Annotated in this window: 16 protein-coding genes; 13 read left to right on the forward strand and 3 right to left on the reverse strand. The window is 62.3% G+C overall.

From position 1 onward, the window contains the following. Positions 1-61: 61 nt before the first annotated feature. From N5D61_RS15315 to N5D61_RS15325, 3 genes are all read left to right on the forward strand, one after another. Positions 62-706: a GNAT family N-acetyltransferase gene (locus tag N5D61_RS15315; protein ID WP_279893420.1), complete on the forward strand. Its 645-nt coding sequence runs from the start codon at positions 62-64 to the stop codon at positions 704-706. Between the two features lie 67 nt (positions 707-773). Continuing rightward, on the forward strand, positions 774-2,504 hold the full coding sequence (locus N5D61_RS15320; RefSeq protein WP_279893421.1) for an autotransporter assembly complex protein TamA: 1,731 nt from the start codon (positions 774-776) through the stop codon (positions 2,502-2,504). Positions 2,505-2,539: 35 nt separating this feature from the next. After that, positions 2,540-6,193, forward strand: coding sequence for a translocation/assembly module TamB (locus N5D61_RS15325; protein ID WP_279893534.1), 3,654 nt, complete (start codon positions 2,540-2,542; stop codon positions 6,191-6,193). Positions 6,194-6,280: 87 nt separating this feature from the next. Here N5D61_RS15325 and N5D61_RS15330 read toward each other — a convergent pair whose 3' ends face one another. Next, the gene (locus N5D61_RS15330) at positions 6,281-7,276 is read right to left on the reverse strand and encodes an aldo/keto reductase (protein ID WP_279893422.1); all 996 of its coding nucleotides are present in this window, start codon (positions 7,274-7,276) and stop codon (positions 6,281-6,283) included. Between the two features lie 133 nt (positions 7,277-7,409). Here N5D61_RS15330 and N5D61_RS15335 point away from each other — a divergent pair, with 133 nt between their 5' ends. The 8 genes from N5D61_RS15335 to N5D61_RS15370 all read left to right on the forward strand — a co-directional run bounded on the left by N5D61_RS15335 (position 7,410) and on the right by N5D61_RS15370 (position 21,354). Further along, on the forward strand, positions 7,410-8,342 hold the full coding sequence (locus N5D61_RS15335; RefSeq protein ID WP_279893423.1) for a LysR family transcriptional regulator: 933 nt from the start codon (positions 7,410-7,412) through the stop codon (positions 8,340-8,342). A 100-nt stretch (positions 8,343-8,442) separates the two neighbouring features. Then, the gene (gene tpx, locus N5D61_RS15340) at positions 8,443-8,943 is read left to right on the forward strand and encodes a thiol peroxidase (protein WP_108240257.1); all 501 of its coding nucleotides are present in this window, start codon (positions 8,443-8,445) and stop codon (positions 8,941-8,943) included. A gap of 210 nt (positions 8,944-9,153) precedes the next feature. After that, positions 9,154-10,482 (forward strand): MdtA/MuxA family multidrug efflux RND transporter periplasmic adaptor subunit, encoded by a 1,329-nt coding sequence (locus N5D61_RS15345; protein ID WP_279893424.1) that lies wholly within the window; start codon positions 9,154-9,156, stop codon positions 10,480-10,482. Beyond that, positions 10,479-13,574, forward strand: coding sequence for an MdtB/MuxB family multidrug efflux RND transporter permease subunit (locus tag N5D61_RS15350; protein WP_279893425.1), 3,096 nt, complete (start codon positions 10,479-10,481; stop codon positions 13,572-13,574). Before N5D61_RS15345 ends, N5D61_RS15350 begins: the two co-directional genes overlap by 4 nt. Positions 13,575-13,692: 118 nt before the next feature. After that, positions 13,693-16,800 carry an efflux RND transporter permease subunit gene (locus N5D61_RS15355; protein WP_279893426.1) on the forward strand — a complete coding sequence of 1,036 codons (3,108 nt, stop codon included), beginning with the start codon at positions 13,693-13,695 and terminating at the stop codon, positions 16,798-16,800. Further along, on the forward strand, positions 16,797-18,287 hold the full coding sequence (locus N5D61_RS15360) for an efflux transporter outer membrane subunit (RefSeq protein WP_279893427.1): 1,491 nt from the start codon (positions 16,797-16,799) through the stop codon (positions 18,285-18,287). The genes N5D61_RS15355 and N5D61_RS15360 overlap by 4 nt, the downstream gene beginning before the upstream one ends. A gap of 129 nt (positions 18,288-18,416) precedes the next feature. After that, entirely contained in the window at positions 18,417-20,507 is a 2,091-nt protein-coding gene (locus N5D61_RS15365; protein WP_279893428.1) for an EAL domain-containing protein, read from the forward strand. Positions 20,508-20,607: 100 nt separating this feature from the next. Continuing rightward, positions 20,608-21,354 carry an SDR family oxidoreductase gene (locus tag N5D61_RS15370; RefSeq protein WP_108240252.1) on the forward strand — a complete coding sequence of 249 codons (747 nt, stop codon included), beginning with the start codon at positions 20,608-20,610 and terminating at the stop codon, positions 21,352-21,354. A 52-nt stretch (positions 21,355-21,406) separates the two neighbouring features. Here the strand turns inward: N5D61_RS15370 and mapR are convergent, their stop codons facing one another. Then, the gene (gene mapR / locus N5D61_RS15375; protein WP_279893429.1) at positions 21,407-22,864 is read right to left on the reverse strand and encodes a GntR family transcriptional regulator MpaR; all 1,458 of its coding nucleotides are present in this window, start codon (positions 22,862-22,864) and stop codon (positions 21,407-21,409) included. Between the two features lie 305 nt (positions 22,865-23,169). Here mapR and N5D61_RS15380 point away from each other — a divergent pair, with 305 nt between their 5' ends. After that, positions 23,170-23,850, forward strand: a complete 681-nt coding sequence (locus N5D61_RS15380) for a TIGR04211 family SH3 domain-containing protein (RefSeq protein ID WP_279893430.1) — start codon at positions 23,170-23,172, stop codon at positions 23,848-23,850. Between the two features lie 49 nt (positions 23,851-23,899). Here N5D61_RS15380 and N5D61_RS15385 read toward each other — a convergent pair whose 3' ends face one another. Next, positions 23,900-24,175: a peptidylprolyl isomerase gene (locus tag N5D61_RS15385; RefSeq protein ID WP_108240249.1), complete on the reverse strand. Its 276-nt coding sequence runs from the start codon at positions 24,173-24,175 to the stop codon at positions 23,900-23,902. 190 nt (positions 24,176-24,365) lie between these two features. Between N5D61_RS15385 and N5D61_RS15390 the strand changes: the two genes are divergently transcribed. Then, positions 24,366-25,529: a PilT/PilU family type 4a pilus ATPase gene (locus N5D61_RS15390; protein WP_108240248.1), complete on the forward strand. Its 1,164-nt coding sequence runs from the start codon at positions 24,366-24,368 to the stop codon at positions 25,527-25,529. The last annotated feature ends 24 nt before the right edge of the window (positions 25,530-25,553 follow it).

Genomic DNA, 25,553 nt, shown 5'->3' on the forward strand with positions numbered 1-25,553 from the left:
AACGCCTGACGCCACCAAGCCGCTTGTTCCAAGCGAGTGGGCCCACTCAAGGACGCCTTTGATGCCTGAATCCGCCAACCTCGACATTCGCCAACTGGACAGTGGTTATTCTCGGGAGGCTCGCTCGTTGCTGTATCAGGCTTATCGACATGAGCCCAGTTTCGCTTATCTGTTCGAATCCGGGCGGGCGGGGTATGAACAGCGGGTCCGCGCGACCATTCGTGAATTGGTCAAGCAGCACTTTCTGCAGGCGCTCCCTGCTTTGGGGCTGTTTCTCGACGACCGGCTCATCGGCGTGGTTCTCATCGCGCCACCCCAGCGTCGGTTGGGCATCACCGAGAGCTGGGCCTGGCGGCTGCGGATGGTCATGTCCACCGGCCTGCGCTGCACGCAGCGGTACCTCGAGTACTACCATGCGGTATTGGCTTGTTTGCCTTCAGAGGCCGTTCACGTACTGCCGCTGTTCGCCATTCACCCGGACTTCCAGGGCCAGCACCATGGCGAGCAGTTGTTGCAGGCGCTGCACGACTGGTGCGCCGTCGACGAGCATTCGCAAGGGGTGGTGCTGGACACCGGAAACGGCCATTACCTTGAGTTTTATCGCCGACATGGATATGAGGAAATCGGCGAAATTGCTGTAGGACCAATCCGCGAGCACATATTTTTCCATCCCAACCCCCACGTTTCGCTGGGCTCGACGGCGTGAACGCGTTCTGTGCCGCGCGCCTGGCGGGTTCCAGACGTACCCGTCGCTCGTGTTAGCATTTGCGCCTATGAAGTTTCCCGGTCGTTTCACCAGCGGTTTTCTCCTGATGTTGTCCAGCTGTGCGGCGTTTGCCGATGCCCAACTGGACGTGCGGATCAAACCTTCCAATTCCGAGCTCAAATCCAATATTGAAGGGTACGTGGGCAGCCTCGGCGAGCGCGACGAGCAAGCCCTCGAGCGTTTCAGCGTCGGCGCTGTCGAGCAGGCGCGCAAGGCTGCGCAGGCGTTGGGGTTTTACCAGGCCCAGATCGACAGCGACGTGCGCCAGGTCGACAAGGCCTGGCACCTCATCCTGACCGTGCAGCCCGGTGAGCCGGTGCATTTGCGTCACGTCACCGTGCGCATCGACGGGCCGGCGAACCAGCTCAAGGCGTTTCGAGTGCCAAAGAGCGACGCCCTGAAACCGGGTGCGGTGCTCAACCACGGTTACTACGAAGACGCAAAGAAACTCATCCAGAACCAGGCGGCGCGCTACGGGTTTTTCAATGGACGCTTCGTCACGCAACGGCTGCTGGTGGACCCGCGCGCAGGCGTCGCGGACATCGAGCTGGTGTACGACAGTGGACCGCGGTTTTCACTCGGCAAGGTGACTTTCAGCGGGGATGCGCCATTCGATGAAGACCTGCTCAAGCGTATGGTGCCGTTCAAGGAAGACACCCCCTATGACTCCGAACTCATCGCCGAGCTCAATCAGGCGATGCAGTCCAGCGGGTATTTCGAGGGCGTTCGTGTAGATGCCTCTCCCGCGACCGCCCAGGGGCAAGTCATCCCCGTCGATGTGCAACTGCAGACCCGCAAGCCGCGGACCATGGGCCTGGGCGTCGGTTACTCCACCGACGTGGGCCCGCGCGTCAAGGCCAACTGGACGCGACATTGGGTCAATCCGCAGGGCCACAGCTATGGCGTGGAGTCGGAGCTCTCGGCGCCGCGCCAGAACGTCGGGCTGTTCTACGACATTCCCCTCGACCCACCGCTGACCGACAAGCTGCGCTTCGCCGGCGGTTACCAATACGAAGAAATCGCCGACACCGACAGCCTGAGCAAATTGCTCACGGTCGGGCCGGAGTGGCACAGCAAGTTGCCCAGCGGCTGGGAGCGGGTGATTTCCCTTAAATGGCAGCGCGAGGAGTACCGGCTGGGCAACGATTCGGGGCTGAGCACCCTCCTGATGCCGGGCATCAGCTATTCCTACTTACGCAGCGACAATCGGATCGATCCACACAAGGGGTACCGTTTGCAATTCGAGTCCCAAGTCGCCAAGGAAGGGCTGGGTTCCGACGCCAACGTCTTGCACGGGATGGCCACGATCAAAGGGCTGACAACAGTGGCACAAAACCACCGGTTTCTGGGGCGGCTTCAGGTTGGCGGCACCGCGACGAATGGCTACAAGGCCATTCCGCCATCGTTGCGGTTTTTCGCCGGCGGTGACCAGAGCGTCCGCGGCTATGACTACCAGTCCCTGTCACCGGAGAACTCTGACGGCGACAAGATCGGTGGCCGTTACATGGTGGCGGGCAGCGCCGAATATCAATATTCGATCGCCGAAAAATGGCGCATCGCGGCGTTCGTCGATCAGGGCAACGCGTTCAATTCTCTGGATTTCCCGAGTCTGAAGACCGGCGTGGGCATCGGCGTGCGCTGGGTATCACCGGTTGGGCCGTTGCGCCTGGACCTGGCGCATGCGCTGGATGACGAGGGCGGTATCCGTCTGCACTTCTCGATGGGGCCGGAACTGTGACGGGTAGGGCGCGCTTGAAACGAATTTCGGCTTACATGGCGCTGAGCGTGCTGGTGGTCGTTCTGCTCGTTGGTCTCGCCGCGAGTTGGCTGCTGGGCACCGAATCCGGCGGTCGCTGGGCGCTGGCGAGGGTGCCAGGTCTGTCCCTTCAGCACTTCACGGGGCGTCTGGGGGGCGCTTGGCAGGCGGATTCGCTGCTATGGCAGTCGGGCGAGAGCCAGGTGGAGGTGGACGCGCCGGTATTCGCCTGGTCGCCGTCCTGCCTTGCGCGGATGACCCTGTGCATCGATACCCTCCAGGCGGAAGACATCCGCATGCGCTTCGCGCCATCGGATGCCGCGCCGCGCAGCGGACCGATAACCTTGCCTGACCTTGACCTGCCGCTTGCCATCGAGCTTGGACGTGTGCAAGTGGGCAGTGTGCGGCTGGACGGAACCGAGCAGGTCCGCGACCTGCACCTTGCGGCGCACTGGACGGCCGACGGCTTGAAGATCGATTCGCTGCACGCCCAGCGCGACGAAATGGCCCTGGACCTGGTCGGCCTGCTCAAGCCAACGGCGGACTGGCCGCTGACCGCGCAAGGCGAGGTCAAGTTGCCGGACATCAACGGCCAGCCGCTGAACCTTCGTCTCGACATCGAGGGTGATTTGCTCAAGACCCTGAACCTTGACGCGCACACCCAGGGTTATATCGACGCCAGGCTGGTGGGCCAGTTACAGCCTTTGGCAGACAACCTCCCGGCGGACGTGACGATCACCAGTGACAGCTTCAAGCCTACTGCAGACTTGCCCGATACCCTGCAACTCAACCAGCTGAAGCTGACGGCCAAGGGCGACCTGGCGCAGGGTTACGCCATCCTGGGCAACGCCAGCCTGCCCGCCGAGCAAGGCGCGGTGCCCTTGCAACTGCGAGGACGTGTGGATGCCAACGGGGCAGACATCGAGACCCTGGACCTGACGGCCAATCCCGATCAACGGCTCCGGATGAGCGGCAAGGTCGATTGGCAAAGCGGCCTGCGTGCCGACGCGAAGGTCGACTGGCTCGATTTTCCATGGCATCGGCTGTACCCGGTGATCGACGAACCGCAAGTCAGCGTTCATACGTTTACCGGAGAAGTGTCTTATACCGACGGAAAATACCTCGGTCATTTCACCGGGGCGTTCAAGGGCCCCGCCGGGCCGTTCACATTGCAAAGCCCGTTCAGCGGCGACCTGCAACAAGTCTATCTGCCGCAACTGGCATTGGTGGCGGGGCAGGGCAAGGCTGACGGGCACCTGACGATCGGTTTTGCCGATGGCGTGTCCTGGGACACCGCGCTGGATCTAAGTGCCATCGACCCTTCTTTCTGGGTCGGCGAGCTGCCGGGTTCCCTGGCTGGCGCCCTGCGCAGCAAAGGCGCCTTCAAGCATGAACAGCTCAGTCTCGATGCTGACCTGGGGCTCAAGGGCCGGTTGCGCGGTCAGCCTGCGGTCTTGCAAGTGAAGGCTGCCGGCGCAGCGGAACGCTGGAACGTCAGCGCCTTGCAAATCCGCTTGGGGGACAACCGCATTCACGGCACGGGCAGCCTGCAGCAGACACTCACAGGCCAACTGGACATGGACTTGCCGCGCCTGGGTCAGCTGTGGCCGCGCTTGCAAGGGCAAGCCAAGGGCCGGTTGGATCTGGCGGGCACTTTGCAGGCGCCTCAAGGGCAATTGACTTTGCAAGGCGCTCGCTTGGGGTATGAAGCCAACGCGCTGCAAAGCCTGACCCTGGCGGCCAAGGTCGACAATGCCCAGCGTGGCACGATCGACCTGAAAGCCAGCGGCATCCAGGCCGGTGACACCGCCCTGGGCACGTTGACCGTCAATGGGACCGGTGACGTGCACCGGCAACGCGTGGCAATGGATCTGCAAGGGCCGCTGCTGAAACTGGCACTGGCACTGGATGGCACCCTCGACAACGGCAATTGGCGCGGGCGTCTGGCCAGCGGCGACATCCAGACCGGAGGCCAGGATTGGAAGCTCCAGCAGCCGGCGAAACTTGAGCGGCTGGCGGACGGCAGGGTCAACTTCGGTGCCCACTGCTGGGCCTCGGGCCCTGCCAGCCTTTGCGGCGAGGAACAGCGCCTGATGCCCGAGCCGCGCCTGCGCTACCACCTGCGACAGTTCCCGCTGGAAAGCCTGGCCCAGTGGATGCCCAAGGATTTCAGTTGGAAAGGTGCGTTGAACGCCGATGTGCAACTGGACATTCCTGCCGCTGGCCCGAACGGCCAGGTGCTCATCGACGCCAGTGGCGGGACGCTGCGGGTCAAGGACAAGAACCAATGGCTGGATTTTCCCTATCAGGCGTTAAAGCTCACCAGCAGACTCACCCCCAGGAAGGTCGACACGTCGCTGGACTTCCAGGGCGGAAAACTGGGTGACTTGTCTGCCCATCTGAGCATCGATCCACTGGCCAGAAACAAACCGGTCAGCGGCGATTTCCGGCTGGCCGGTCTGGATGTCTCGGTGGCGAGGCCCTTCGTTCCGGTGGTGGCACGGCTCAATGGCAAGCTGGACGGCAACGGCCGCATTTCCGGGACGCTTCTGGCGCCGCAAGTCAATGGCACCGTGGCATTGAGCAACGGTGAAGTGTCCGGGCCGGAATTGCCGATCAGCCTGGAGAAACTCAACGTGCAGGCGCTGATTGCCGGTGAAAATATTCAGCTCACGGGGCAGTGGGCCAGCGGCGCGACCGGGCAGGGCAATGTGGCAGGTCACATCGGTTGGGGCGAGGCGCTGGACGTGGACGTCAGTTTGCGCGGGACGCGCTTGCCGGTCACGGTGGAACCGTACGCCAAGCTCGAGGCCGCGCCCGATTTGAAGATCAGACTTCAAGGGGACCGGCTGGCGGTGTCGGGCAAAGTGTCGATCCCCAAAGGGGAGATCACTGTTCGACAGTTGCCGCCGTCCACGGTCAAGGTGTCCGATGACACCGTGATCGTCGGTGCGCAGACTGAACAGGGCAAACCGCCCATGGCCATCGCGATGGACATCGACGTCGAAGTCGGGCAAGACAGGTTGAGTTTCAGCGGTTTCGGGCTCACCGCCAATCTGGCCGGGCACGTACACATCGGTGACAACCTCGACACCCGTGGCGAGCTGAACCTGAACGATGGCCGCTACCGGGCGTATGGCCAGCGCCTTACCATCCGCAAGGCGCGGCTGTTGTTTGCGGGGCCTGTGGACCAGCCGTACCTGGACATCGAGGCCATTCGCCAGACCGACGATGTGATCGCCGGGATTCGATTGACCGGCAGTGCGGAGCAGCCGACCACGACGGTCTTTTCCGAACCCGCCATGAGTCAGGAGCAGGCGCTGTCCTATCTGGTGCTGGGCCGTCCACTGAGTACCACCGGCGAAGACAACAACATGATGGCCCAAGCGGCATTGGCCCTGGGGCTGGCGGGCAGCTCGTCCACCGCAGGCAAGCTGGCTTCCGGGTTGGGTATCAAGGATTTCGACCTCGACACCTCCGGCAGTGGCGACAAGACGGCCGTGGTGGCGAGCGGGAAGATCACGGACAAGTTGAGCCTGCGTTATGGCGTCGGCGTATTCGAACCGGCCAACACCATCGCGTTGCGCTACCTGTTGAGCAAAAAGGTCTATGTGGAGGTGGCGAGCGGCGTGGCCAGCTCGCTGGATATTTTCTATAAGCGGGATTTTTAGCGTGGCATGAGGTGTCGTCGACGGTGCGACCGAACACACCGTCGACGGCACCTGCCAGCGCGGAAATCGACGTTTTTCAGATGACGCTCAACCGTTGACTAGCTTCATCCCCACGTCGGTGTAGCGCCCGCCGGCGACCTCGGCCACGGGAAACAGCGCCCTGAGCGCCTCAGCCTCTTCAGCGCTCAGTTTGACCTGCAGCGCGGCGATGTTCTCTTCCAGGTATCTGCGCTGCTTGGTGCCCGGAATCGGGATTACATCATCGCCCTGCGCCAGTACCCATGCCAGCGCCAGTTGACCGGCCGTGACGCCTTTCTCCGTCGCCAACTGCCGAACCCTTTCCACCAGCAGCAGGTTCTTGGCGAAGTTCTCGCCCTGAAAGCGTGGGCTGCTGCGGCGGTAGTCGTCCGGGGCGAAATCGTCCGGGCTCTTCAGGGCGCCGGTCAGGAACCCACGTCCCAACGGGCTGTAGGGCACGAAGGCAATCCCCAGTCGGCGGCAGGTTTCCAATACGCCATTTTCCTCCGGGTCTCGGCTCCACAGCGAGTATTCGGTTTGCAGCGCAGCAATCGGGTGCACTTTATGCGCCCGTTCCAATGTCGCGGCGGAAGCTTCGCTCAGGCCCAGGTAGCGCACCTTGCCGGCCTTGACCAGGTCAGCCATGGCACCGACGGACTCTTCAATGGCAACCTTCGGATCGATTCGGTGTTGGTAATACAAATCCAGCGTGTCGATGTTCAGACGTTTCAAGGTGCCGTCGATGGCGCGGCGGATGTATTCCGGGCTGCCGTCGACCCCACGCGCGGCGGGATCGCCGGGGGTGCGAACGATGCCGAACTTGCTGGCGATGAACGCTTGATCACGCTTGCCGGCCAAGGCCTTGCCCAGCAGTTCTTCGTTGGTGTGGGGGCCGTACATGTCCGCGGTGTCGAAAAAGGTGACGCCGAGGTCCAGCGCCCGGTGAACGGTCGCGATCGCTTCCTGGGCGTCGACGCCGGTGGTGTAGAAATCGGTCATGCCCATGCAGCCCAAGCCGACCGCCGACACACGGGGGCCGTTTTTGCCGAGTTGACGCATCTCCATGATGTTTTCCTTTTTTTAAGGGATTCGAGAAAACCGTCTCCCATTCTTGCTCTCGACAAAAATCAGATAAACCGGCTAAAAACGCTTTCACTATTCGTATTTTCTCAATAATGGCCAAAAGGACCGTTGCCCCATGGACCGATTCACTGCCATGCGCGTGTTCACCCGCATTGTCGAACTGGGCGGGTTTGGCAAGGCGGCTGACAGCCTGCACCTGCCGCGTGCGTCGGTCACGGTGTTGATCAAGCAACTGGAGGCACACCTGGGGGTGCAATTGTTGATGCGCACCACTCGCCAAGTGACACCGACACTCGATGGCCAGGCGTATTACGAACGGTGCGTCGCTCTGCTTAACGACCTGGATGACGCCGAAGCGGAGTTTTCGTCGGTGGCCAAAGCGCCCAGTGGTGTGCTGAGGGTCGACATGCCTTCCGGCTTCGGTCGTCTGATCCTCATGCCCGCGCTGCCTGAGTTCACTCGACGCTACCCTGGCCTGGAAATGGAAGTGGGCATGAGCGACAGGCCCGTCGAATTGATCCGCGACGGTTTCGATTGCGTCATACGCGGAGGGCAGGTGCTGGATCATTCGCTGGTGGCCCGTCCGTTGGTGCACATGCGTCAGGTTGTGTGCGCCAGCCCCGCGTATCTGGACCGCCACGGCGTACCGCGCACCTTGGCAGACCTGCCGCGCCACCACGTCATCGAGTATTTCTCCACGGTGTCGAACAAGCGTTACGGGTTGGAATTCGTCATCGAGGGCAGGGATCAGGCCCTGAACCTGCCCAAGAGTATCGCCACCAACAGCGCAGATGGCTATCTGGCGGCATGCCTGGCGGGCTATGGCCTGGTGCAGTCGCCTTACTACCATGTCGCCGAGCCGTTGCGCCGGGGCGCGTTGATCGAGGTCTTGGGTGATTACGCACAGCCCCGGTTGTCGTTGACTGCGCTGTACCCGGCACATCGGCAGACGTCGCGACGGGTGAGGGTGTTCGTGGACTGGCTGGTCGAGCTCTGCGCACGGCCTGGCCTGCTCGACAAGCCCCTGCCTGATGAGGCCGACCGATGATAAAAATCCTGCCAGGCGTTAGGTCGGCGCGCGGTTTCGTGCTTAACTTCCGGTCTTGTCGAAAACCGAACCCTGCAACCTCAGAATAAGGACTCAGCTCATGGCTCAAGTGACTCGTAGAGGCGCCCCGGTACAGATCAGCGGCGAGCTGCCAAAAGTCGGCAGCAAGGCACCGGCATTCAAACTGGTGGGCAGCGATCTGTCGGACGTGACCCTGGAAAACTTTGCCGGCAAGCGCAAGGTATTGAACATTTTCCCAAGCGTCGACACCCCGACCTGCGCCACCTCCGTGCGCAAGTTCAACGCCCAGGCCAATGATTTGGACAACGCCGTGGTGTTGTGCATTTCCGCCGACCTGCCGTTCGCTCAGGCGCGTTTCTGTGGCGCCGAAGGCCTGGAGAACGTCAAGAACCTGTCCACCCTGCGCGGCGCCGACTTCATGCAGGCCTATGGCGTTGCGATTGCCGATGGATCGATGGTCGGCCTGACGGCACGCGCTGTCGTGGTGTTGGATGAGAACGATACCGTGCTGCACAGCGAGCTGGTGCCGGAGATTGGCCAGGAGCCAGACTACGAGGCGGCGCTGGCGGTTCTTAAGTAACATCCTCGAGCGCCCGTTGTCCGAACCTTCACGGCAACACTTCGATACATGAAGCGGCCTGATCTGATCAGGCCGTTTTCATTTGTGCTTCAGCACGTTATGGCCTTCTCCCTTAGGTAAATTGCCGGTAAAGGTTCTTTGCTTGGCGGTTCACAATGCTTATTGTTCAGCCTCCTGAAGACGCCCTCCTGCACACTGGTTGACTTATTCATGCAATTGTCTGGTCCTCGTACATCCCGTCGCTGGCTGCTCAGCCTGTTGGTTCTCCTGATCGTTGCGGGCGTTTGCTGGCACTACTGGCCGGGCGCATCCTCCAAAACCGATGCTTCCGCGCAGAAAGCCGAACAAGCGCACAAGAGCAATAGCCGCAGCGCTGCAAACGGCCGCGCGAGCGGTGCACCACGCCCTGGGTTCGGTGGCTCCACCGGGCCGGTCCCGGTGCGAGTGGCCGCCGCCACGACGGGGGACTTTCCGATCTTCTACAAGGCGTTGGGTACCGTCACGGCGATGAACACGATCAATGTGCGCAGCCGGGTGGGAGGGGAGCTGGTCAAGGTCAACTTTCAGGAGGGCCAATGGGTCAAGGCCGGTGAACTGCTGGCGGTGATCGACCCGCGCAGCTACCAGATTGCCTTGCAGCAGGCCGAGGGCACGTTGATGCAGAATCAGGCGCTGCTGAAGAATGCGCAGATCGATGTCCAGCGCTATCGCGACCTCTACAAGGAAGACAGCATCGCCAAGCAGACCCTCGACACCGCGGAATCTCAAGTCGGCCAGTACCTGGGCACGATCAAGACCAACCAGGCGGCGGTGGGTGATGCCAAGCTCAACCTGGACTTCACCCAGATCCGCGCGCCGATTTCCGGGCGTATCGGCCTGCGTCAGTTGGATGTCGGCAATCTCGTCGCCGCCAATGACACCACTGCGCTGGCCGTCATCACCCAGACCCGGCCCATCACGGTCAATTTCACCCTCCCGGAGAAGGACCTGGCCGACGTGCTGAGCCATTACCGCAAGGGTGACAAGCTGTTGGTAGAAGCCTGGGACCGTGGCGACACCCGGTTGCAAGCCAAGGGCGTGCTGGCGAGCATCGACAACCAGATCGACCTCACCACCGGCACCCTCAAGTTCAAGGCGCGTTTCGATAATGAAGATGAAATGCTCTTTCCCAATCAGTTCGTCAACGCCCGACTGCTGGCCAACACCCTGAAAAATGTCGTGCTGGTGCCCACCGCCGCCGTGCAGTTCGGCGTCAATGGCACGTATGTCTACGTGCTGGAAGGCGACAAGAAGGTGCGCATTCGACCGCTCAAGACCGGTGCCAGCGACGAGACTTCAACCGTGATCACCGAGGGCCTCGCGGCCGGGGACCGCGTGGTGCTGGAAGGTACGGACCGTCTGAAGGACGGCAGCGACGTCGAGGTGGTCAACGACAGCAAGGACGTGCCAAAAACACCGGGCGGACAACTGCAGGGCAAGCCCTCGAAAGAATCCAGTGAATCGGCCACCGCCGAACCGGTGAAAAAAGGCAACGTATGAACCTGTCACGCCTGTTCATCCTGCGGCCGGTTGCTACTACGCTCAGCATGCTGGCGATCGTCCTCGCCGGTCTGATCGCCTACACGCTGCTGCCGGTGTCCGCGTTGCCGCAAGTGGACTACCCGACCATCCGGGTCATGACGCTGTACCCCGGTGCCAGCCCGCAAGTGATGACCAGCGCCGTGACGGCTCCGCTGGAGCGTCAGTTCGGGCAGATGCCGGGCTTGACGCAAATGGCCTCGACCAGCTCGGGCGGCGCCTCGGTGATCACCTTGCGCTTCAGCCTGGACATCAACATGGATGTCGCCGAGCAGGAGGTGCAGGCGGCCATCAACGGGGCGACCAACCTGTTGCCCACTGACCTGCCTGCGCCTCCCACCTACAACAAGGTCAATCCGGCGGACACGCCTGTGCTGACCCTGGCGATCACCTCGAAGACCATGCTGCTGCCCAAGCTCAATGACCTGGTCGACACGCGCATGGCGCAGAAGATCGCACAGATCAGCGGAGTGGGCATGGTCAGCATCGCAGGCGGCCAGCGCCAGGCGGTGCGGATCAAGGTGAACCCTGAAGCGCTGGCGGCCAACGGCCTGAACCTCGAGGACGTGCGGACCCTGGTCAGCGCCTCCAACGTCAACACTCCAAAGGGCAACTTCGATGGGCCGACACGGGTATCGATGCTCGATGCCAACGACCAACTCAAGTCGCCCGAGGAGTACGCCAACCTGATTCTGGCGTATCACAATGGCGGCCCGTTGCGGCTCAAGGACGTGGCGCAGATCGTCGACGGCGCGGAGAACGAACGGCTGGCGGCGTGGGCCAACCAGAACCAGGCCGTGCTGCTGAACATTCAGCGTCAACCGGGCGCGAACGTCATCGACGTGGTGGACCGGATCAAGGCCATGCTGCCTGGCATAACCAGCAACCTGCCCGCCGGGCTGGACGTGGTCGTGTTGACCGATCGCACCCAGACCATCCGTGCATCGGTACGCGACGTGCAGCATGAGCTGTTGATTGCCATCGTTCTGGTGGTATTGGTGACCTTCCTGTTCCTGCGTCGCCTGAGCGCGACCATCATCCCCTCAGTGGCCGTGCCGCTGTCCCTGGTGGGGACCTTCGGCGTGATGTACCTCGCCGGTTTCTCGGTCAATAACCTGACCTTGATGGCAATGACCATCGCCACGGGCTTCGTGGTGGACGATGCCATCGTCATGCTGGAGAACATCTCTCGGCACCTGGAGGAGGGCGACTCTCCTCTGCAAGCGGCGCTCAAAGGCGCAAAACAGATCGGCTTCACCCTGATTTCCCTGACCATTTCGCTGATCGCCGTGCTGATTCCCCTTCTGTTCATGGCGGATGTGGTCGGGCGCTTGTTCCGGGAGTTCGCGATTACCCTCGCCGTGGCGATCCTGATCTCGCTGGTGGTCTCGCTGACGCTGACGCCGATGATGTGCGCACGCCTGCTCAAGCGTGAGCCGCAGGCGCATGAGCAGGGCAGGTTCTACCGGGCAAGCGGTGCCTGGATCGATTGGCTGATCGCCGGCTACGGGCGGTGGTTGCAGTGGATATTGAAACACCAGCCGCTGACGCTGCTGATCGCCATCGCCACCCTGGCCGTCACGGTGCTGTTGTACCTGGCGGTCCCGAAAGGCTTTTTCCCGGTGCAGGACACCGGGGTGATCCAGGGCATCTCCGAGGCGCCCCAGGCGGTGTCGTTCGCCGCCATGAGCGAGCGCCAGCAAGCCTTGGCGAAGATCGTGCTGCAAGACCCGGCGGTTGAAAGCCTGTCGTCCTACATCGGCGTCGATGGCGACAACGCCACGCTCAACAGCGGGCGCATGCTGATCAACCTCAAACCCCATGGCCAGCGTGAGGAGACCGCCACGCAGGTGATCCAGCGGCTGCAGCCGGAGGTGGACAGGCTCTCGGACATCCGTCTGTTCATGCAGCCGGTGCAGGACCTGACCATCGAAGACCGCGTCAGCCGTACGCAATACCAGTTCAGCATGTCCTCGCCAGACGCCGAACTGCTGGCGCTGTGGAGCGGCAAGCTGGTCGATGCACTGGCCCAGCGTCCGGAATTGACCGACGTGGCCAGCGACCTTCAGGACAAAGGCCTGCAGGTGTACCTGAACATCGACCGCGATGCGGCCAGCCGGCTGGGGGTCAACGTCTCGGCGATCACCGACGCGCTGTACGACGCGTTCGGGCAACGGCAGATTTCCACGATCTACACCCAGGCCAGCCAATACCGGGTGGTCCTCCAGGCAGCGGCCAGCAGTGAACTGGGGCCTCAGGCGCTGGAGCAGATTTACGTCAAGACCACCGACGGCGGCCAAGTCAAGCTGTCGAGCCTGGCGCATATCGAACAACGCCAGGCGCAGTTGGCCATCGCCCACATCGGTCAATTCCCGGCGGTGATGATGTCGTTCAACCTGGCGCCCGGGGTGGCGCTGGGGCAGGCGGTGGACGTCATCGAGCAGGTGCAGAAGGACATTGGCATGCCGGTGGGTGTGCAGACGCAGTTCCAGGGAGCGGCCGAGGCGTTCCAGGCGTCGTTGTCCAGCACCCTGCTGCTGATCCTGGCGGCGGTGGTGACGATGTACATCGTACTGGGCGTGCTGTACGAGAGTTACATTCACCCCATCACGATTCTTTCCACCCTCCCATCGGCGGCCATCGGCGCCTTGCTGGCGTTGATTCTGAGCGGTAACGACCTGGGCATGATCGCCATCATCGGCATCATTCTGCTGATCGGCATCGTCAAGAAAAACGCCATCATGATGATCGACTTCGCCCTCGACGCCGAGCGCAACCGCGGTGTCGACCCGCAGACGGCGATTTACGAAGCGGCGCTGCTGCGCTTCCGGCCGATTCTGATGACCACGCTGGCGGCGCTGTTCGGCGCGATCCCGCTAATGTTCGCCACGGGTTCAGGCGCTGAATTGCGCCAGCCACTGGGCCTGGTCATGGTCGGCGGCCTGCTGGTCAGCCAGGTGCTGACCTTGTTCACCACGCCGGTCATCTACCTGTATTTCGATCGTCTGGGGCGCCGGTTACGCGGTTCTCGCGGGTCAGAGGTGGCTGCATGACCGGGTTTTTCGGGGCAGGGGTGGGCCGCATCGAGCGCAGGGGCAGTGCCGTATTTTTCTGTGGCTTGCCGCTTGAAAGACGGACCTCCGCGCCTGGCGTGATCGGGAGCAGCGCCCCATGAATCTGTCGGCACCTTTCATTCGCCGGCCCGTGGCAACCCTGCTGCTGAGCCTGGCGATCATGCTGCTGGGCGGCGTGAGCTTCGGCTTGCTGCCGGTGGCACCGCTGCCGAACATGGACTTTCCGGTGATCGTGGTCAGTGCGTCGCTACCCGGCGCCAGCCCGGAAATCATGGCGTCCAGCGTGGCCACGCCACTGGAGCGTTCGCTGGGGACGATCGCCGGGGTCAACACCATGAGCAGCCGGTCGAGCCAGGGCAGCACGCGGATCATCCTGCAGTTCGATCTGGACCGCGACATCAACGGGGCCGCACGGGAAGTGCAGGCGGCGATCAATGCGTCGCGTAGCCTGCTGCCGAGCGGGATGCGCAGCATGCCGACCTACAAGAAGGTCAACCCCTCGCAAGCGCCGATCATGGTGCTGTCGCTGACCTCGGACGTGCTGGAAAAGGGCCAACTCTACGACATGGCCTCGACCATCCTGTCCCAGAGCCTGTCACAGGTTCAGGGTGTGGGTGAGGTGCAGATTGGCGGCAGCTCGCTGCCTGCGGTGCGCGTCGAGCTGGAACCTAAGCTGCTGGATCAGTACGGCGTGTCGCTGGACGAAGTGCGCACGACGATTTCCGGTTCCAATGTGCGACGGCCCAAGGGCTTCGTGGAAACGGACGCCCACAACTGGCAGGTGCAGGCCAACGATCAGTTGGAAAAGGCCAAGGATTACGAACCGCTGATCATCCATTACGCCAATGGCGCAGCACTGCGACTCAAGGACGTCGCGAAGGTCAAGGATTCGGTCGAGGACCGCTACAACAGCGGCTTCTTCAATGACAAGGCCGCCGTGTTGCTGGTGATCAACCGCCAGGCCGGGGCCAATATCATCGAGACGGTCGCGGCCATCAAAGCCCAATTGCCAGCGTTGCAGGCGGTGCTGCCCGCCAGCGTCAAACTGGACCTGGCGATGGACCGGTCGCCGGTGATCAAAGCCACGCTGCACGAGGCCGAAATGACCCTGCTGATCGCGGTGGTGCTGGTCATCATCGTGGTCTTCCTGTTTCTCGGTAGCTTCCGGGCGTCGCTGATCCCGACCCTCGCCGTGCCCGTGTCGCTCGTGGGCACCTTCGCCGTCATGTACCTCTACGGTTTTTCTCTGAACAACCTGTCGCTGATGGCCTTGATTCTCGCCACCGGCCTGGTGGTGGACGACGCCATCGTGGTGCTGGAAAACATCTCCCGGCACATCGATGAGGGCGTGCCCCCGCTGCAGGCGGCTTACCTCGGCTCGAAGGAGGTCGGGTTCACCCTGTTGTCGATGAACGTGTCGCTGGTGGCGGTGTTCTTGTCGATCCTGTTCATGGGCGGGCTGGTGGAAAGCCTGTTTCGCGAGTTTTCCATCACCTTGTCGGTGTCGATCGTGGTGTCGCTCATCGTCTCGCTGACCTTGACCCCCATGCTCTGCGCACGTTGGCTGCGCCCCCATGTGCCCGGGTCCGAGAACCGGCTGCAACGCTGGAGCCAGCGGGTCAACGACCGCATGGTGGCCGGCTACGACCGCAGTCTGGGCTGGGTGCTGCGTCATCGCCGCCTCACGTTGCTGTCCCTGGTGGCGACCATCGGGGTGAACATCGCGCTGTACGTAGTCGTGCCGAAAACCTTCCTGCCGCAGCAGGACACCGGCCAGTTGATGGGTTTCGTACGGGGTGACGACGGGCTCTCGTTCTCGGTTATGCAGCCGAAGATGGACGTGTTCCGCAACGCGATCCTCAAGGACCCGGCGGTGGAAAGCGTCGCGGGGTTCATTGGTGGAAACGGCGGCACCGGCAACGCCTTCATCATCGTCCGCCTCAAGCCCATCGCCGAACGCAAGATAGGCGCCGAGCAAGTGGTCGAGCGTCTGCGCAAGGAGATGCCGCCGGTGCCGGGCGGGCGCCTGTTCCTGCAACCGGATCAGGACCTGCAATTGGGGGGCGGACGCGAACAGACCACCTCGCAGTATCAATACATCCTGCAAAGCGGCGATCTGGAAAGTCTGCGCGCCTGGTACCCGAAAGTCGTGGAGGCGTTGAAGTCGCTCAAGGAACTGACCGCGATCGACGCCCGGGACGGTGGGGGGACCCAGCAGGTGACGCTGGTCGTCGACCGGGATGCCGCCAAGCGCCTGGGTATCGACATGAACATGGTCACCACGGTATTGAACAACGCGTACAGCCAACGTCAGGTCTCCACCATCTACGATCCGCTGAACCAGTATCAGGTGGTGATGGAGGTGAATCCGAAATACGCCCAGGACCCCGTCACCCTCCAGCAGGTGCAGGTCATTACCGCCGACGGCGCGCGGGTGCCGTTGTCCACCATCGCGCATTACGAGCGCAGCCTGGAAGATGACCGCGTCAGCCACGATGGGCAGTTCGCGTCGGAGAATATCTCGTTCGATCTGGCCGAAGGCGTGGACCTGGATCAGGCCTCGGCGGCCATCGAGCGTGCCGTGGCGGCGGTCGGGTTGCCGGAAGACGTGATCGCCAAGATGGCCGGGACCGCCGACGCTTTCGCCGCAACCCAGAAGAGCCAGCCCTTCATGATCCTCGGTGCGCTGGTGGCGGTGTATCTGGTGCTCGGCATCCTTTATGAAAGCTACATTCACCCGCTGACGATTCTGTCGACCCTGCCATCGGCTGGCGTCGGTGCGTTGCTGAGCATCTACCTCACCGGCGGTCAGTTCAGCCTGATATCCCTGCTGGGCCTGTTCCTGCTGATCGGCGTGGTGAAAAAGAACGCCATCTTGATGATCGACCTGGCGCTGCAACTGGAACGCGGCAGCGGCATGACCCCGGTGGAGTCGATTCGCAATGCCTGTCTGCAACGGCTTCGTCCGATTCTGATGACCACACTGGCCGCCATTCTTGGCGCCGTCCCGTTGTTGCTCAGCAGTGCGGAAGGGGCTGAAATGCGCCGTCCGCTGGGCCTGACCATCATTGGCGGGCTGGTGCTCAGCCAGATCCTCACGCTGTACACCACGCCCGTGGTTTACCTCTACCTCGACCGTCTGCGCCACCGCTTCAATGCTTGGCGCGGGGTGCAGACGGATGCCTCACTGGAAACACCGCTATGAACGACACCCTGAACGCAGCCGTCCCGCCTGACACCTCTTCGTTTCGACGGACGTTCAGCGTCGCGCTCTGCGCGTTGCTGCTCAGCGCCTGCGCGGTCGGCCCCGACTACAGGAAGCCGGACGTCACCACCCCCGCTCACTTCAAGCAGGCCGAGGGCTGGACCCAGGCCAACCCGAGCGATGCCATGGCTCGCGTGGCCTGGTGGGAGCTCTATGGCGATGCACAACTCAATGGGCTGGTCGAAGCGCTGAACCGCTCCAACCAGACGGTCGCTCAATACGAAGCGCAATATCGCCAGGCACAAGCGTTGGTGAAGAGTGCGCGGGGTGCGTTCTTTCCGACGCTCGATCTAAGTGCCAGCAAGAACCGATCGAGCCAGGGGACCGGCAGCAGCAACTCCAGCCTGAGCAGCTCCAGCAGCGGGATTCGCGACACGTACAACGCGCAGTTGGGCGTGAGCTGGGAGGCCGATGTCTGGGGCAAGCTGCGCCGTGGGCTGGAAGCCGACAAGGCCAGCGCCCAGGCCAGCCTGGCGGACCTGGCGTCGATGCGGCTGAGTCTGCAGTCGCAACTGGTGCAGAACTACCTGCAACTGCGGGTCATCGATGAGCAGAAACGTTTGCTGGAGGCCACGGTTGCGGCCTATGAGCGCTCCCTCACGATGACTCAGAATCAGTACCGGGCGGGTATTTCCGGGCAGGATGCGGTCGCCCAGGCGCAGACTCAGCTCAAGAGCACCCAGGCCGACTTGATCGATCTGGCCTGGCAGCGGGCTCAGTATGAGAACGCCATCGCGGTGTTGATGGGGCAGGCGCCGGCCGATTTCTCGCTGGCACCCACCACGACGCTCCCGGTGCTGCCGCAGGTGCCTGCTCAATTGCCCTCGCAGTTACTGGAGCGCCGGCCGGACATTGCCGCGGCCGAGCGCTCGGTCATGGCTGCCAACGCCAACATCGGTGTGGCCAAGGCCGCGTATTACCCCGATTTCACCCTGAGCATGAACGGCGGCTACAGCAGCAGCACCTACAGCAACTGGCTGACATTGCCGAACCGTTTCTGGTCGGTCGGGCCGCAACTGGCCCTGACACTGTTCGACGGTGGCCAGCGCAGCGCCGAAGTCGACCGGACCGAGGCGGTTTACGACCAGACGGTCGCGCAGTACCGCCAGACCGTCCTCGACGGCTTCCGGGAGGTGGAGGATTACATGGCGCAACTGCGTACTTACGAACAAGAGGCGACGGTGCGGACCGAAGCGCTGACGGCAGCCCGAAATTCGCTGCGTTTGACGACGAACCAGTACAAGGCGGGGTTGATCGGCTACCTCGATGTCGTGAACGTGCAGACCACGGCCCTGAGCAACGAGCGGAGTGTGTTGACACTGTTGCAGAGCAGGCTGGTCGCCAGCGTTCAACTGATTGCAGCGCTCGGCGGCGGGTGGAGCGCCGACAGCGGTCTGTCGCTCGATTCGGAGCTTTCCCGGCGCTAGGCAGGCTTAAAATGGCGCAATGCCATTATTTCGTCGGAACGACGCGACATTCTTGCGGATTTCAGTAGAATCGCCCACCGAATTCGTTGGGCTGCGAAGCCTGGGTCATTGAGTCATGAGTCGCGCGCCATGCTGATTGGACACTACACGCTGTCGCTGGTCCTGGTTTCCATCATGGTGGCGATTCTGGCGTCCTACACGACGCTCGACTTGGCGGGGCGTATCGCAAGCGCCAAAGGCCGGGCGATGCTGCTGTGGATCGGTGGCGGCGCGCTGTCCCTGGGCATTGGCATCTGGTCCATGCATTTCATTGGCATGCTGGCCTTCAGACTGTCGATCGACCTGGGTTTCGATGTGGCGCTGACGCTCCTTTCGCTACTGGTGGCGGTGCTGTCTTCCGGTTTCGCGTTATGGCTGGTCAGTCATCGTCACGTCCCGCTGCTGCACATTCTGTTCGGCGCACTCGCCATGGGCATCGGCATCAGCACCATGCACTACACCGGCATGGCGGCACTGCGCATGCAACCGGGCATCGATTATGACCCGACGCTGTTCGGCGCTTCGTTGCTCATCGCGTTCACTGCGTCGGGGGCTGCACTGTGGATCGCCCTCCGGCTGCGTCGGGAGACGCCTTATATCCGGCTGCAACGGGGCGGCGCGGCGGTGGTCATGGGCTTTGCAATTGTCGGCATGCACTACACCGGGATGGCGGCAGCCAATTTCCCGGAAGGCAGCTTCTGCGGCGCTGCGGCTGACGGCCTGCGGACCGACGGCCTCGACAAACTGGTGCTGGTGACCAGTCTAGCGGTGCTGACCATTACCTTGCTGACGTCGGTGCTGGATGCGCGGCTCGAAGCCCGTACCGCGAAACTGGCCCGCTCCCTGAGCGACGCCAACCGCGAGCTGACGCAACTGGCGCTGCATGACACCCTCACGGGCTTGCCGAATCGCATTCTTCTGGCCGACCGCATCGAACAAGCCATGCGCAAGGTCGATTCGCAAGGGGGCCTGTTCGCCTTGATGTTCATGGACCTGGACGGCTTCAAGCCGGTCAATGACGCTTTCGGTCATCACGTCGGGGATCAACTGTTGCGGGACGTGGCGGCGCGCATGCGGGAGAATTTCCATCGCCATGACACCCTGGCCCGGATCGGCGGAGATGAGTTCGTCCTGCTGGTCGAGTTGGGGGAGATCGATGACGCCACCACCGTTGCCTCGCGACAGGTCGCGCTGGTGAGCAAGCCGTTCACGGTGCAGGACCATGACCTGCAGGTGACCGTCAGCATCGGCATCAGCCTGTACCCCGGGAATGGCCGCACGCAGCAGGAACTGCTGATGAATGCGGACGCGGCGATGTACCACGCCAAGAGCGCTGGCAAGAACGGCTACAGCTTCTTCGATGCATCGATGAACACCAACGCCCGGAACCAACTGCAGTTGTTGCAGGATTTGCGCGCCGGCGTGCGTGACCGGCAGTTCTGCCTGCACTATCAGCCCAAGTTCGCCGCCGACTCGGGCAAGGCGATCGGCGCCGAGGCGTTGGTGCGCTGGAATCATCCGGATCAGGGTTTGCTCATGCCGGACAAATTCATCGGTCTGGCGGAGAAGACCGGCTTGATCATCCCGCTGGGCGAGTGGGTGCTCGACGAAGCCTGTCGGCAGATGCGGGTCTGGTACGACGCCGGCTACACCCACTGGCGGATCGCGGTGAACCTGTCGGCCTTGCAGTTCGGCCACGCGGGGTTGGTGGCGGCAGTGGCGCATGCGCTGTCGACGCACGGCCTGTCGGCCAACTGCCTGACCCTGGAAATCACCGAAACCACTGCGATGCACGACGCCGACAGCAGCATGATGGTCTTGCAGCAACTGGCGGACATGGGGGTGGACCTGTCCATCGACGATTTCGGCACCGGCTATTCCAGCCTGATGTACCTCAAGCGGTTGCCCGCCAATGAGCTGAAAATCGACCGGGGCTTCGTCCGCGACCTGGAGCGCGACAGCGACGATGCCGCCATCGTTTCGGCCATCGTGGCGCTTGGCCGGGCGTTGAACCTGAGGATCGTCGCCGAAGGCGTCGAGACCGCCAGCCAACGAAGCTTCCTGACCCAATTGGGGTGCCATTCGCTGCAAGGCTATCTGCTGGGGCATCCATTGCCAGCGGACCGGTTCATGACGGATATTAGCGCGGCACAGAAACGCGTATCCGAAAACACACTTTGACGTTTCACGCTTTGCATAACAGGGGTTCCTGTCGCGTACCGGCCAGCGCAGTCGGTCGCACGGTGGACCTGAAAAGATTGAGCATTGATTCGGACATCCCATGGATAAAAACCTCCTCATAACGGGCGGCTCCAGAGGTATTGGTGCGGCCACGGCAGTTTTGGCGGCGTCACACGGTTACCGCGTTTGCATCAACTACCTTTCGGATCACGAGGCGGCCGAGCGGGTTTGCGCGCAGATTCGCGAAGCGGGCGGGCATGCCATCGCCGTCCAGGCCGATGTCAGTAACGAAGACGAAATCATCCGCCTGTTCTCACGTGTGGACGCCGAGCTGGGGCGTATCGACGCGCTCGTCAACAACGCTGCCACCCTTGGCGAGCAGTCACGGGTCGAGAGCATGTCGGAATTCCGCCTGCTCAAGATCATGATGAGCAACGTGGTCGGCCCGATGCTGTGCAGCAAGCATGCCCTGCTGCGCATGCTGCCTCGCCATGGCGGCCACGGCGGTAGCATCGTCAACGTGTCTTCGGTCGCAGCGCGCTTGGGTTCGCCTGGCGAATACGTCGACTACGCCGCGTCGAAAGGCGCTTTGGACACTTTTACGGTCGGCCTGGCCCAGGAAGTGGCGGGCGAGGGGGTGAGGGTCAATGCGGTCCGCCCCGGTTACATCTTCACTGACCTGCATGCGCTGAGCGGCGACCCGCAGCGGGTCAGCAAACTCGAGCCGACGATTCCCATGGGCCGAGGCGGCCTGGCTGACGAAGTGGCCGAAGCGATTCTGTGGCTGCTCTCCGACAAGGCGTCGTATTCGACCGGCACCTTCATTGACCTGGGCGGCGGCCGCTGAAGCGCTTCGATGGCTAGGCATGACCCTTGGCGCGCTTGAACGGCGAGCCGGGTCATTCCCTCGGCGTCATCGAGCGAATGACTTTGCCCAGTGTCTCCATTGCCCGTTCTGACGTTTCGCTCCACGGCGTGCCGTAGTTCAGGCGTATGCAGTTCTGAAACCGCCGGGTCGGCGAGAACAGGGGGCCCGGCGCAATGCTGATGCCTTGCGCCAGGGCGATATGGAATACCTTCAATGAGTCGACCTGTTCCGGCAATTCCAGCCACAGAAAGTACCCCCCTGACGGCTGACTGACTCGAGTCTGCGGCGGGAAATAACGTGCCACCGCACCGAGCATCGCGCGCAACTGGTCTTCCAGAGCGTGGCGCAGCTTGCGCAGATGCCGGTCGTAGCCCCCGTGCTGCAGGTAATCGGCAATCGCCGCCTGGGCTGGCATCGACGCGCACAGGGAGGTCATGAGCTTCAAGCGCTCGACTTGCTGCGCATACCGCCCAGCGGCGACCCAGCCCACGCGATAACCGGGGGCCAGGCTTTTGGCGAACGAGCCGCAATGCAGCACCAACCCCTCGGTGTCGAAGGCTTTCGCTGGCTTGGGCGCGTTCTGGCCGTAATAGAGTTCGGCGTAGACGTCGTCTTCGATGAGCGGCACCTCATGCCGACGCAGCAGTTCGACCAGCGCTTTTTTACGCGACTCCGGCACGCTGGCGCCCGTCGGGTTCTGAAAGCTGGTCATGCTCCAGCACGCCTTGATCGGGTGACGTTCAAGGGTTTGCTCCAGCACGTCCAGATCGATGCCCGTGTGGGGATGCACCGGGATTTCCACCGCTTTGAGTTTCAAGCGCTCCAGCACCTGCAGACAGGCATAGAAAGCCGGGGCTTCGATGGCCACCAGGTCGCCTGGCTCGGTGACTGCTTGCAGGCACAGGTTGAGGGCTTCGAGGGCGCCGTTGGTGATGAGCAACTCCTCCATGGGCAACATCTGTCCGGCGACCATGTAGCGCAAGGCAATCTGCCGACGCAGCACCGGGTTGCCGGGCGAGAGATCGCTGACCACCATGCTGGGGTCCATGTCCCGCGTGGCGCTGGCCAACGACCTGGCCAGCCGTTGCAAAGGAAACAACCCGGCACTGGGAAAGGCCGAGCCGAACGGCACGGTGTTGGGGTCCTTGATCGATTCGAGCACCGAGAAGACCAGTTCACTGACGTCGACCTCGGTCGACTCTGCGACGCGTGATGAGGCCAGGTCATCGGCCGCGAGGGGCGTGACGTCGAAGCGTTGGCCCGCGAAGGTTGGGTTGATCAGGCTGTCATTGACGAAATACCCGGAGCGCGGCCTGGCGCGGATCAGCCCTCGACGCTCCAGCAGGTAGTAGGCCTGGAACACCGTCGAGGGGCTGATGCCGTGCGTCTGGCTGGCATAGCGCACCGAAGGTACCCGCTGCCCGGCGGCCAGCACGCCCGAGCGGATCAGCTCGGCAATGTCGTCGGCAAACTTTTCGTAACGTTTCATGGCGCGCTCGCGGATGGCCGGTGCAGGGCAGGGGAGAGACTTCTCAGCCGCGGACTATGCGCTTGGATGAGGTTCCAGTACAGGATCAGTTTTTTCAATAAACAGCAGATCAGACGGTGCCCAAGTCCCTCATCCTCCGAGCTTTCCGGGCCATCGATGCCGACTGAACGGGAGATCGCATCAGACGAACGTCACCTTGATGCACTGAACCTGAAACCTTTTGTACGGTCTGTTGACCACGCTTTCTTTACCGTATGGGGCCCATCCACCCGGCCTTTCTTTTATTTTTTTGTCGAAGAATCTCCATGTCATCATCGCCTTTTCATTCTGTTTCCGCTTCGCCTTCCCCCTCGACGCCGAGCGTCACACGCCGCTTGCTTCGCGCCAGTCTGCTGGGAAGCCTGCTTTTCACCGCGCTGACCCCCCAGGCTCAGGCCGAGGGTAAAGAGCGTTGGGTCAGTGACACCTTGAGCACCTATGTTCGCAGCGGTCCCACCGATGGCTATCGCATCGTCGGCACTTTGAAGTCCGGGCAGAAGGTCGAACTGCTCAACACCCAGGGTGACTACAGCCAGGTGCGCGGCAGCTCCGGTGACAGCGTGTGGATCCCCTCGAGCGATTTGCAGGACGTTCCCGGGCAGGCTGAACGTCTGCCGCAACTGACGCAGCAGGTGGCGGATCTCAGCGGTCAGTTGAAAACCATCGACGACGACTGGAAGACCAAGGTCCAGGGTATGCAGGAAACCCTCGACTCGCGCAAGAAGCTGGTCGATGAACTGGAGGCCCGCACCAAAGACCTCAACGCGCAACTGACCGACGCGCAGTCGGAATTGCGCGCGACCCAGGCCAAGCTGGGCGATGAAAACAACCAAGTGCTGATGCGCTACATGGTCTACGGCGGCAGCATCGCTGGCGCGGGGCTGCTCGTCGGCCTGATCCTTCCTGCGCTGACCCGGGGACGTAAGCGCAACGACCGCTGGTTCTGAGGTTAACGGACGGGGTCGTGCCGGAAATCGCCGTGCCGGGCTCGGCGATTCAATCCCGGAAGAACACTTGCACCAAGTGATAGCCGAATTTGCTCTTGACCGGGCCATGGACGGTCCGTAACGGCTTCTTGAAGATGATCTGGTCGATCACGGGCACCATCTGCCCCGGCCGCACTTCGCCCAGGTCGCCGCCGCGCTTGCCGGACGGGCAGGTGGAGTGTTTTTTCGCCAACACGTCGAACGCCTCGCCTTGCGCGATGCGCTGCTTGAGCCGTTCAGCCTCTTCGGCGGTTTTGACCAGGATGTGGCGGGCTTGAGCTTTCATGATGAAATGGCCTCGATAAAAAGCCGCGCATTATGCCCTTGCGGGACGATTTCAGGTACTTTCCCTGCACTTGATCTGATAAACCTTAGCCGAACGACGGTAACGGTCGATGGTCGCAGCTAGGAGAGGTGCCTGACAGGCACCCGGCGTCGACCTGCAGTCTTCTCAACCTCTATGTGCGGTGTGCCCTATGGATTTCCCGGCGTTGTTAAAGGTGCTTGCCACCCAGGACGGATCGGACCTTTATCTCTCTACCGGCGCGCCCCCTTGCGCCAAGTTCAATGGCGTGCTCAAACCGCTGGGCACCGAAGCTTTCAAGCCCGGCGACGTGGCACACATTGCCGACGCGATCATGGACGCCGAACAGCGTCAGGATTTCGAGCGGGAGCTGGAAATGAACCTGGCCTTCTCGCTGTCGGGCGTCGGGCGTTTTCGGATCAACATCTTCAAGCAACGAAACGAAGTGTCCATCGTCGCGCGAAATATCAAACTCGACATTCCGAAATTCGAAGACTTGCACCTGCCGCCGGTGCTGCTCGATGTGGTCATGGAAAAGCACGGCCTGGTCTTGTTCGTCGGCGCTACCGGGTCGGGCAAGTCCACCTCGCTGGCCGCCTTGATCGACCATCGCAACCGCCATGCCAGCGGCCACATCATCACCATCGAAGACCCCGTGGAATTCATCCACAAGCACAAGAAGTCGCTCATCAACCAACGTGAGGTCGGGGTCGACACCCGCAGCTTCCATGCGGCGCTGAAAAACACGCTGCGCCAGGCCCCGGACGTGATCCTCATCGGCGAAATCCGTGATCGGGAAACCATGGAGCACGCCTTGGCCTTCGCGGACACGGGCCACCTGGCGATTTCGACCCTGCATGCCAACAACGCCAATCAGGCGCTGGATCGCATCATCAATTTCTTCCCCGAGGAGCGTCGCCCGCAATTGCTGCACGACCTGGGCAATAACTTGAAGGCCTTTGTGTCGCAACGTCTGGTGAAAACTAAGGATGGGAAGCGCAGGGCTGCCGTGGAGGTCATGTTGGGCACCCCGACCATTCGCGATCTGATTCACCGCAACGAGCTCACCGAACTCAAAGGCATCATGGAAAAATCCACCAACCTGGGGATGCAGACATTCGATAACGCGCTGTACGACCTGGCGGTGGAAGGGGCGATCAGCGAGGAGGAAGCGCTGAAAAATGCCGACTCAGCCAACAACGTACGCTTGCGTTTGAAGCTGCACAACGAAAACGGTGCGGCCATCACCAGCGCCCCCACGCCGCCGCAGCCTGCTGCGCAGGTGAGCGTCGAAGACTGGGGGCTGGTGGACGAGCGGGACGAGCCGGGGAGCTGAATCCTCGGCAGGCGTACGGGGTGG

It is taken from the genome of Pseudomonas sp. GD03842 (assembly GCF_029841165.1).
GTDB lineage: Bacteria > Pseudomonadota > Gammaproteobacteria > Pseudomonadales > Pseudomonadaceae > Aquipseudomonas.